Source organism: Rhizobium sp. P2_G2 (assembly GCF_056403555.1).
Map to the genome: position 1 here is coordinate 202,932 of NZ_JBFUFF010000005.1, position 11,153 is coordinate 214,084.

Genomic DNA, 11,153 nt, shown 5'->3' on the forward strand with positions numbered 1-11,153 from the left:
CGCTTCAAACAATATCCGAATGCCATGTACCGCTGCGGCGGCGAGGTGGGCAGCGCGAGTGCCCCATCCAATCTCCCCCCTTGAGGGGGAGATGCCCGCCCTTCGACAAAAGCTCAGGAGGGCAGAGGGGGGTATTGATGTGCAATGCCCCTGATTGTCGGCATGATCGGCCGGCCTACAAAACCCGCAACTGGTCCGGCCCTTTCCCCAAAACTCCGCTGCGTCTCCTCGGCATGGGCTTCATCCGCCTTTACCAGCTCACGCTCTCCAGCCTGATCGGCAATTCCTGTCGCCACGTGCCCACCTGTTCCGAATTCGGCTACGAGGCGATCGCCCGCCACGGCCTTTGGGCCGGCGGCTGGATGACGCTGTTCCGGGTCGCCCGCTGCGGCCCCGGCGGCACCTGGGGCCTCGATCCGGTGCCGGAGACACTCGAGCCCCGCATGCACTGGTATCGGCCCTGGTCCTATTGGCGGCGCAAACCGGTTGCGCCCAAATGACCACCCATATCGCGCTGCTCTATAGCGTCGTCATCGACAAGACCCACCGCGTCGCCATGTCCGACCTGCGCGGCATTGCCGAACAACTCGGCCACCAAAATGCGAAAACCCTGGTCTCCACCGGCAATCTGCTCTTCGATGCCGCCGACATGCCCATTGCCGCACTGGAGGGCGCATTCGAACACGCTTTCGCCGCGTTTCACGGCAAGCATATCGACATCATCATCCGCACCGCCGAGCATTGGCGACAGCTTGTGGCGGCCAATCCATTCCCGGACCAAAGTGCTGCCCGTCCTGACCAGGTCGTCGTCCGCGTCATGCGCGATCCGGTCTCTGCCGATCTTGCCGAGCGACTTGCCCCCTACCAGACAATGGGCGAAGAATTGCGTGTCGTCGATGGAGACCTCTGGATCGCCTTCGCCGGCCAGCCAAGCCAGTCAAAACTCCTCGGCCAGATCACGCCGCAGCGCATGGGCGGCATCGGCACGGCGCGGAACTGGAACACGATCCGCCGGCTTGGCGAAATGCTGGACGATCGACGTGCTTCTTAAGCCGTACGCTGCCGCTTTCGGCTGGACACCCTGGACAAGAAATGTCTGGTGCTTTCTATTGCGCTATCAATTGGCGGGGCGGGGATAATGGCGATAGATTTCTGGTTCTCGATCGGCAGTACCTACACCTATCTTGCGGTCCGGCAGCTTGAGGCCATGGCGGATGACAGCGCGGTCGAATTTCGCTGGCGGCCGTTCAATGTCCGTTCGATCATGATCGAGATGGACAACATTCCCTTCGCCAAGAAGCCGATCAAGGCCGCCTATATGTGGCGCGACATCGAGAGGTGGGCGGAGAAACTGGGCTTTGAGATCAGCCTGCCGGCGCCCTATCCGCTGACGGAACTGGAACAGGCCAATCGCGTCGCCCTGGTCGCTGCAAACGAGGGCTGGTGCGCGCCTTATGCGATCGAGAGCTACCGCCGCTGGTTCATCGGCGGCGAGCCGGCCGGCAGCGAGCCGAACCTGTCGGCCAGCATCGTCAAAGCCGGGCAGGATCCGGCACGGGTGCTGGCGCTTGCCAATTCCGAGGCCGGCATCGCCGATCTCAAGGCGGCAACCGAGAAGGCGAAGAGTTTTGGCATTTTCGGCTCGCCGTCCTTCATCATCGACGGCGAGCTGTTCTGGGGCCATGACCGGCTGGACGACGCGCTCGATTGGCACGCCGCCCGGACTGCCGCTACTGCAACTGCGGCTTCTTGAGCACGCTGAAACGGTCGACGGATTTCACCCGCAGCCAGGCATCGCGGCCGTTGCGCAGCACCCGCATCGGAATTTCGGCGCCAGCCGGGCCGCTCTTCCAGATTTTCCGGTAAAAATCGGCAAGTCCCTCGACGTCACCGTCGCGGATCTCGGCGATCACGTCGCCTTGGCGCAGGCCGGCTTGCGCCGCCGGGCTGCCGTCGATGACGCTCATCACCACCACCTCGCCATTGGTCTCGGCTGAGAAGGCACCGAGCCACGGCCGCGGCGGCTTGTTGACCTGGCCGCGCTTCAGGAGATCGTCGAGGATCGGCGGCAAGAGATCGATCGGCACCGACATGTTGATGTCGGCCACTTCGCTGCCCTGGCTCATCTGTAGCCGGAGCGAGCCGATGCCGATCAGCCGGCCACCTTGGTCGACCAGCGCGGCGCCGCCCCAGGAAGGATGCGCCGGTGCGGTGAAGATCGCCTCGTCGAGCAGATATTCCCAATAGCCGGCGAATTCCTGCTTGGCGACGATGGCGCCCTGGACGCCGCGCTTGATGCCGTCGACGATGATGATCGGATCGCCGACATCGGCAAGCGTCGAACTGCCGAGCTCCAGCGCCGGCAGATTGAGCGGCGCGAGCGCCTGCACCAGGCCGAAGCCGGTCTCCTGGTCATAGGCCAGCGCGTGGCCGGGCACCACGGTGCCGTCATAACGCGTGAGCCAGACTTCGTCGGCCTCGGTGATCAGATAGCCGATGGTCAGCACCAGATTGTCGCGAATGACGACGCCGGAGCCTTCGCGCAGCGTGCCGAGCGTGTTGGCGGTAAAAGCGTCGTCGGGGACATTGGCGCGAAGTGCCACGACGGATTGGACGATTTTTTCTGTGTTCATCTTCTTACCCCCGGTCAGTGGGACGCGTTTCAGGGTTTGGGCACGGTCTTGGGAGGATACCGCGCGGGCTACTATCCTAAAAGTAAGAAAACGCGAGGGAAGGTGCAAGGTTCGAATAGGTGAAATCTCGCAGGTGCGAAATGCCGTCCGCAGACGACCGCATACGGTTCGCCACACTTGCAGGCAAATCGTCGGGTTGCTCGATCCGCGAGCGCTGGAAATCGGCGTTGCAATTCTAGCGGAAAAGCAAGTTTTTTCATGCATGTTCGGCGAGTTCATGGAGCCTGTACTTGCGGTTGAAAATATCTCCCGTTATCAATGAGCGAGAGGGATTTTCTGGGTAGATGCGGTGCATATTTTCAGCTGTTTTCGACGGGCAGATGACGCAGGGTTCGTGCGGCTTTTGCTTAGCCTTTTCGGTATCTTGATGTTGGTGGCGACGCAGGCCGAGGCGAGTGCGTCCGATGCCGATACGTGCAGACGCCGTGCCAACGACCTCATTTCGGCGACCAACCTCGCATACTGGCGCGAGACGCTGCCGATCTGCGAGCGGGCGTCGAAGGCGGACCCTGCATCGGTCGACAGTCGTTATTTCTACAGCAAGAGTTTGTTCGAAACGCTTCAATTTGCCGAGGCGCTCAAAGGATTCCAGGCGCTCGCAGACAAGAATGGGCATACGAGGTCGATGCTCTGGATCGGCTTCGCCAATCTGCGAAGCTATGGTGTCCCGCAGAACTATGCGATCGCGCTCAAGTCCTTCCACAAGGCGCTGGATGCCGGCGATCCGCTTGCTGCGGTCCTGCTGTCTGAGATGTATATCCAAGGCTGGGGCGTGGAACAGAACTTTGCGACGGCACGATTCTATCTCGAGTTCGCCAGCCAACGTGGCGAACCATTAGGCGCTTTGGGTCTCGCAGCCGTGTACGAGAGTGGTCTCGGGGTTGCGGTCGACAACGCGGCCGCGCTCAAATGGCTGCGCAAATCGGCTGCATCCGGCTATGAACAGGCGGTATTGTTCGTCGGCGTCTTTTATTCGCGGGGCCTGGGCGTAAAGGCGGATTGTGCCCGCGCTGAGCACATTTTTCGTGCTTCGGTGGATCGCGGCAGCACGGAAGGCATGGTCGCTCTGGCCAATCTTTATCTGAGCGGCAAGGACAAGACCAAAACTGCGGAGGCGATCGAGTTGCTGGAGAGGGCTGAGGCGCTTGGAGACGCCAATGCCATGGAGGATCTCGGGGGGCGCTATCTCTCGGGCACCGGTGTCAAAACCGATCAGAACCATGCCCGGGAACTGTTCCTGCAGGCCATCGACCTCGGGGACACCGAGGCTTACCGCAGCATGGGGAATTATTTCCTCAACCGAGGGAACTGGGATCCTGAGGAGGCAATGCGCTGGCTGCAAAAAGGCGCTGCTTTCGGCAATCGCGACGCGATGGCGGATATCGGTTTGCTGTATGAGCTTGGTGAGGTCGGTCCGAAAGACGAGGCTAAGGCTATGGAGTGGTATGAGAAGTCGGCTCGTCTGGGTGCGCCGGCGGCTTATTACCGGATCGGAATGCTCTATCATCGGGGCCGGCAGATCAAACAGAATGAGGAATTGGCCGTCCATTGGATGACCGAAGGGGCCGAGCATGGCGATCGTGGGGCAATGCTGTTTGTCGGCAATGCCTATCGCGACGGCAAAGGTGAGCCGCAGAACTATGGCCAGGCACTCTATTGGTACCATCAGGCCGCCGACCTCAATGACGGCGCTGCCATGTATCGGATCAGCGACATGTATGCCGACGGTCATGGCGTTCCGGTCGACCCCGAGAAGTCGACTGCGTGGATGCTACGAAGCGCCGAGACCGGTTATGCCGGTGCCTTCTTCCTGGCGGGCCTGAGCTACGAGAATGGTTACGGCGTCACATCCAACCTGCGCACCGCTGCCGATTGGTATGAGAAGGCGGTGGATATGGGCGATGCCGAGGCGATGTACCGGCTGGGCGATCTCTATCTCGGTTCGGACACAATCGCGCCGGACGAGCACCGGGCGCTTTGGCTGTTCAGGCGAAGCGCCATACTCGGCAATGTTGAGGGAATGGAGTCTCTCGCCGGCATGTACGAAAGCGGCAAGGCAGTGCCGCAAAATTTTGGCGAAGCGATCAAGTGGTACGAGGCGGCCGCCGCGAAAAATTCCGGCAAGAGTTCGGCGGAGGCCATGTATTGGCTCGGCAATCTCTACCAGGGCAATACCGGGGCGCCGATCGACTATGCCAAGGCTATGGATTGGCTCAAGAAAGCCGCGCTCCATGGCGACAACGATGCGCGCTACAAGGTCGCCGAAATGTACGATGCCGGGCAGGGCGTGGCGAAGGACTATCATGAGACCTTTGCCTGGTACTGGATGGCAGCGGACAAAGGGCAAGCCGATGCGATGAATGCGTTGGGCTTTTACTATGACAATGGCACGGCCGTGCCCCAGGATCACCAGATTGCCATGGATTGGTATCTCAAGGCCGGCGATGCGGGATCGGCGACGGGTTATTTCAACGCCGGCTGGCTCTACGAATACGGTGAAGGGGTCGAGCCCGATGCCGAGAAGGCCTTCGAATATTACAAGAAGGCGGCCGAGCGCGATTCCATGCACGCCAAATTCGCGCTGGCACGGATGTATGACGACGGTAACGGCACCAAGCCCGACAAGGCCCTGGCGCTGAAGTGGTACTTGGCGGCTGCTGACGCCGGTTTCGACGACGCTGCGACGCGTTTGGCCTATCTCTATGACAGTCTCTACGAGTCCGACAAATCGGCCGAAAACATTCTCGAGGCGCTGAAGCAGGGCCACAAGGAGATCATCGACGACATGAAGCATTTTTCGCCTTTCACCAAGGTGTCGTTGAAGCGGGCGCTCAGCCGTCTTGGCCTCTATTCAAATAAGATCAACGGCAGGACCGACCGGCCGATGCTGGCGGCTTTGCGCAAGTTCTACGATGACAACGATACGGCAAAGGCGCATTGAAGGCTGCGCCGCGCGGCAGTCAAATCAAGCGCGATACTGGATCTCTACAGCCCGATTGTCGTGCACCAGGTTGAATCACGTAACGTCACTTGAAGTTGAAAATTCCAGCCGCTATCACTTGATGTCGGAGCAGGGAATGGCGGCTGGATCAATGCGTTATACGAGGATTTACAGGAACATGCGTGGCTATTGCCTTGGCTTGGCGATGACCCTTTTCGTTGCGATCGCATCTGCCGCCGCGGCGGCGTCTTCACCGGCCGATATTTGCAGACATGATGCCGGCGATGACGCCGCTCAGAGCTCGACCACGTATTGGCGCAATGCATCAGCTGTCTGCGGGGAATATTTCAAGCAAAACCCGACATCCGTCGAGGCGCGCTATCTCCATTACAAGACCCTGTTCTACATCGGCGATTTTTCCACGTCGGTGCCGGGTCTCGATCAACTGGCGACGAAGGACAAATATCCGCCCGCCATGCTCCAGATCGGAGACGTCTATGCCTGGGGGCTGGGCCGCCCGCGGGACTTCGCCGAAGCGTTGAAATGGTATCATAGAGCCTACGATGCCAAAAATGCGAGCGCGGGCAACTATCTCGGACGCATGTATCTGCATGGCTGGGGCGTGCCGCAGGATTTCGCCCTTGCCAGATCCTACTATGTGCTTGCGGATCGGCGCGGCGATCCGGTTGCCGCCGAATACATTGCGTTGTTCGATATCCGCGGCATGGGGCGACCCGTTGACGAAAAAGCCGGGCTTCAATGGATCCGCAAATCGGCTGCGGCGGGCCGTGAAGCCGCAATCCTGAGCGTCGGCGATGCTTATGGCACCGGCAAGGGCGGCGTGTCGAAGGACACCGCCCGAGCGGAGCGCATCTACCTTGCCTCCATGCGCCGGGGTTATGTCACGGCTATGGTTCGACTGGCCGATATCTACCTGGATGGCCCTGACAAAACCAGGACGGCCGAAGGGCTGGCGCTGCTCCACGAGGCAGAGCAACTCGGCAACACCGACGCAATGATCGACCTAGGTGGGCGTTACCTCTACGGCGTCGCTCCGGTGCCGAAGGACTTCGAACAGGCCCGGGCGTATTTCCAGGAAGCGGTCGATCTGCACGAAATCTGGGCCTACCGCTGGATGGCAGAGTATTATCTCGAAAAGTCGAAGGACTATGCCATGGCCATGCAATGGTTGCGGCAGGGCGCTTCCTTCGGCGATCGCATTGCGATGACGACGATCGGCATGCTCTACCAGATGGGCTACGGCGTTCCGCTGGACGAGACGAAGGCTGTCGAGTGGTATGAAGATGCGGCCAAGCTCGGCTGGTCCAACGCTTATTTCGGTATCGGGCGACTTTACGAAGAAGGCAGTCAGATCAGGCACAATCCCGAGATCGCGATGCATTGGTTGCGTGAGGCGGCAGATCGCGGCAACAGTACGGCCATGCTCTATCTCGGCAACGACGACCGCTCGGGTCACGCTGGGGCCAAAAACTATGCCGAGGCTTTGCAATGGTACCAACGCGCCGCCGACAAGAACAATGGCGAGGCGATGTACGAGATTTCCGATATGTATCGTCAAGGTCTCGGCGTTCCGGTCGATTCCGCAAAGTCGATACAGTGGCTGCGGAAAAGTGCCGATCGCAATACAGCGATCGCGTTTTTTGCCCTAGGCCTCCGCTACGAGTACGGCGAGATGGTAAAGCCGGACAGGAAGGCGGCGGAGCGATGGTTTCTCAAGGCTGCCGATGCCGGTTTGGTCAGGGCGATGATTCGTCTCGGCGGCATCTATTACAGCGGCGACCCCGATCAAGTCGATTACGGCAAGGCGATCAAATATTACCGGAAGGCTGCCGATCTCGGCGACGCCGAGGGCATTACCGACGTCGGCATGATGTATGAATTCGGCCAAGGTGTGCCCAAAGACTACGGCACGGCGATGCAATGGTACCGGCGTGCCGCCGACCAGAACAATGGCGAGGCGATGTATGCGATCGCCAATTTGTACTATGAAGGCCACGGCGTGCCCGTCGACTATACCAAGGCACTGCAATGGCTGCAGAAAAGTGCAGACCTCAATACGCCGAACGGGGTCAATGGCATGGGCCTCTACTATCTGTACGGCGATGCGGTGAAGCCGGACCTGAAGAAGGCGGCGCAATGGTTCCTGAAGGCGGCAGATGCCGGCTCCGTCAAGGCGATGGTCCACCTCGGCAACATCTATGACGGCGACGATCCCGATCAGCTCGACTATGGCAAGGCGCTTACATATTACCGCAAGGCTGCCGACCGAGGAGACGTCGACGGGATGACCTTCCTCGGCGCGATGTATCAGAATGGTCACGGCGTGCCCAAGGACTATGGCACGGCGCTGCAATGGTACCATCGTGCCGCCGACCGGAACGACGGCTATGCGATGTATGCGATTTCGAAGATGTACTACAACGGTGACGGCGTGCCCGTCGACTATGCCAAGGCGCTGCAATGGCTTCAGAAAAGCGCAAACCTCAACACGCCGCTCGCATTCAACGGCCTGGGCCAATACTATCAGAACGGCGATGCGGTGAAGCCCGACCTCAAGAAGGCGGCTGAATGGTATCTGAAAGGCGCGAATGCCGGCTCGGTCGGTGCCATGGTCAATATCGGCGACATCTATTACGGCACCGATCCGGCGCAGCTCGATTACGGCAAGGCGCTAACCTATTACCGCATGGCGGCCGACCGTGGCGACGTCAACGCGATCAACGATGTCGGTGCAATGTACGAGTTCGGCCACGGCGTCCCGCAAAATTTTCCCGAAGCGCTGAAATGGTACCGGCGCAGTGTCGATAAAGGTTCTACCGACGCGATGTACTGGATCGGTTGCCTCTATCTCGGCGATTCAGGCGCAAAGCCCGACTATCCGAAGGCCATGGATTGGCTGAAGCGCGCCGCCGACAAGAACGACACCGACGCCGAATACCGGCTGGCCGAAGTCTACGAGTCTGGCAGCGGCGTGCCCAAGGATGTGCACTGGGCTTTCGCCTGGTTCTGGAAAGCGGCGGAGGCCGGCAAGGTCGATGCAATGAACGCCATTGGCTTCTATTATGACAACGGCACCGCAGTGCCGGAGGATCACCAGATCGCTATGGATTGGTACCTCAAGGCCGCCGATGCGGGCTCGGCAAGAGGCTCTTTCAACGCCGGCTGGCTCTATGAATTTGGCGAGGGCGTCGCGGCCAATCCCCAGAAAGCCTTCGAATATTACAAGAAGGCGGCCGAGCTCAATTCCCAGAATGGCATGTTCTCGCTCGGGCGGATGTATGACGATGGCCGCGGCACCAAGGCCGACAAGGCAGCGGCGCTGAAATGGTACCTGGCCGCCGTCGACGCCGGTTTCGACGATGGCGCCACGCGCCTGGCCTATCTCTATGACAGCCTCTACGAGTCCGACAAATCGGCCGAAAACATTCTCACTGCGCTGAAGCAGGGGCATGAGGAGATCATCGACGACATCAAGAGTTTTTCACCTTTCACCAGGGTGTCGTTGAAAAAGACGCTGCGCCATCTCGGCCTTTATTCGAATGAGATCAACGGCGAGACCGACCGGCCGATGCAGGCGGCGCTGCGCAAGTTCTATGATGACAAGACTGCCGCGAATGCTCACTAGCGAGGTATGGAACCTGCATTCCCGCAAATGCGAGGCGCCCGTCACCGTTTATAGATCTTGTACCGATMGGAGTCCGTCTGATCGTCGTTGACGACATGGAAGGTCAGCCGGTTGCGGCCGGCATGCTTGGAGCGGTAGAGCGCGGCGTCGGCGGCCTCGAAGAGCCTGTGCGCCCCATCCACATCCTTCGCCAGCGCCACGCCGAGCGACACGGTCACCGCCAGCCGCTCGCCATCGCGAATGACGGCGGCCTTTTCGATGGCGATGCGTACGCGTTCGCCGACGATCTTGGCGTCCTTTTCCGAGGCGCGTTCGAGGACCACGGCGAATTCCTCGCCGCCGGTGCGCGCCACGAAAGTGCCGGCCCGGAGCGATTGCCGCATCGTATCGGCCACCATTTTCAGCACGAAATCCCCGGTGACGTGACCGAACGTATCGTTGACCCGCTTGAAGTGATCGATGTCGAGCAGGATCAGCCCGAAATCCGCTCCGGCATCGAAAGCGGCGGTGAGGCGTTCGTCGAAGCTGCGACGGTTGGCGAGATTGGTCAGCGGGTCGGTATTGGCCATGGCCTTGGCCTTAATCAGTTCGTCGCGCAACGCGCTGATCTCCGAGCCGCCCTCGCTCATCCGCGTCAGGGCGCGGGCGCCGGAGGAGACGCGGTGCATGCCGACTTCGACCACCGTCGCCGCCACGCGTTTGAGCACTTCGACAGAGACATTGTCTTCCTCGACCGAATGGGCCAACGCCTGCGTGACGCGCGCCATCGCGCCATTGAAGGTCTTCATCTCCGTCTGTTCGGAGCGCAGCCGGGTGCTGATATCTTCGAGCGTCCTGAGCACGGCATTGTGATGCCGCCGCATGGATGGTGAATCGGCCGCATCCGGACAGAATTCCTCGATCACCTGGTCGATTTCGTTCTGCGTCGGGTTGCGGCCGAGATTGCGCACAGCCCGCCGCAGCTGCTGGTCGGAATTGGCGATGCAAGTATAAAAAAGATGATAATTGCGAATAAGCGGCGCCACGCCGAGGCGGTCCATTAAGGCGATCACCTGATGTCCTACATGGTTATTCGCAGTCATCTTCACCCCGGACGGCGGACCTACGGATTTAGTTCAGGCGTGGCGGCAGAACTCGATGATTCCGTAGCTCCCTATTTGCACACCGATAGGTTACTAGAATATAACTGATATGAAATATAAGCCGGGAAAATTTGCGGGGGCCGTAAATTTTTCGGAAATGGGGGCTTGCAGGTGGCGTCGAGCGCTCGCTTTTGCTCGGCGTAATGGGTTTAGAGGCCAAGATCTCCCCAGTCTCCGAATGCATCTTCGTCATCATCAAAATCTTCGTCATCATCATCATAGCCATATCGAGTTCGGCTTATTGCAGCGGCTGTTTTAGACTCAAATGATTTTGTTGAATCGCCAATATTGACGAGACGAACTTTCCGAGAGGCGAGATGCTCGAATTCCGTGGACATATCTCCTCCGAAGCTCGCACGCGTGAACCCGGAAGATCTTGCCACGATATTTAGAAGCCAATTGCTATCGGTTGTTGCAAGTCGGTTTTGAAAGCGAACAGCAGGGCGTTTCCCAATCTTTCCTTCAACGAATGCCTGAACTATCAGTGAAGACATATGGGCGTTTTCGACACGAAGAAGACGATCCACCATTTCATCTTTAATTTCCAAGTCGCAAGCAACTGACATCCAAAATAGCCATACAAGCTCATGATGATCGCGATATGGAAGGTGTTGACTCATCAGATACTCAGACACTGCTTGCCAGCCATTCTTATCTATTGGCTCACCAAGCGAAAATCTCTTCACTACGAGAAGGCAAACGTAATCAATTGCATGAGGATGATAGTGCAT

Annotated in this window: 8 protein-coding genes; 5 read left to right on the forward strand and 3 right to left on the reverse strand. The window is 59.2% G+C overall.

Translation table 11 applies throughout. The features are described from left to right. The first annotated feature begins 137 nt into the window (after window positions 1-137). The 3 genes from yidD to AC1D06_RS06975 all read left to right on the forward strand — a co-directional run bounded on the left by yidD (window position 138) and on the right by AC1D06_RS06975 (window position 1,753). Entirely contained in the window at window positions 138-500 is a 363-nt protein-coding gene (yidD, locus tag AC1D06_RS06965; protein WP_477985684.1) for a membrane protein insertion efficiency factor YidD, read from the forward strand. Next, window positions 497-1,051: a DUF1697 domain-containing protein gene (locus tag AC1D06_RS06970; protein WP_477985685.1), complete on the forward strand. Its 555-nt coding sequence runs from the start codon at window positions 497-499 to the stop codon at window positions 1,049-1,051. Before yidD ends, AC1D06_RS06970 begins: the two co-directional genes overlap by 4 nt. An 87-nt stretch (window positions 1,052-1,138) precedes the next feature. Then, window positions 1,139-1,753 (forward strand): DsbA family protein, encoded by a 615-nt coding sequence (locus AC1D06_RS06975; RefSeq protein ID WP_477985686.1) that lies wholly within the window; start codon window positions 1,139-1,141, stop codon window positions 1,751-1,753. Here AC1D06_RS06975 and AC1D06_RS06980 read toward each other — a convergent pair. Beyond that, window positions 1,731-2,633 (reverse strand): S1C family serine protease, encoded by a 903-nt coding sequence (locus tag AC1D06_RS06980; protein ID WP_477879931.1) that lies wholly within the window; start codon window positions 2,631-2,633, stop codon window positions 1,731-1,733. The genes AC1D06_RS06975 and AC1D06_RS06980 overlap by 23 nt on opposite strands. Before the next feature lie 427 nt (window positions 2,634-3,060). Here AC1D06_RS06980 and AC1D06_RS06985 point away from each other — a divergent pair, with 427 nt between their 5' ends. Both AC1D06_RS06985 and AC1D06_RS06990 read left to right on the forward strand, forming a co-directional pair. Continuing rightward, window positions 3,061-5,634: a tetratricopeptide repeat protein gene (locus AC1D06_RS06985; RefSeq protein ID WP_477985687.1), complete on the forward strand. Its 2,574-nt coding sequence runs from the start codon at window positions 3,061-3,063 to the stop codon at window positions 5,632-5,634. A gap of 136 nt (window positions 5,635-5,770) precedes the next feature. Beyond that, on the forward strand, window positions 5,771-9,280 hold the full coding sequence (locus AC1D06_RS06990) for an SEL1-like repeat protein (protein ID WP_477985688.1): 3,510 nt from the start codon (window positions 5,771-5,773) through the stop codon (window positions 9,278-9,280). 41 nt (window positions 9,281-9,321) lie between these two features. Here the strand turns inward: AC1D06_RS06990 and AC1D06_RS06995 are convergent, their stop codons facing one another. Both AC1D06_RS06995 and AC1D06_RS07000 read right to left on the reverse strand, forming a co-directional pair. Next, window positions 9,322-10,362, reverse strand: coding sequence for a GGDEF domain-containing protein (locus AC1D06_RS06995; RefSeq protein WP_477985689.1), 1,041 nt, complete (start codon window positions 10,360-10,362; stop codon window positions 9,322-9,324). 209 nt (window positions 10,363-10,571) lie between these two features. Further along, window positions 10,572-11,153 (reverse strand): hypothetical protein (locus AC1D06_RS07000; protein WP_477985690.1); only part of this gene is annotated, 582 nt, incomplete at its 5' end.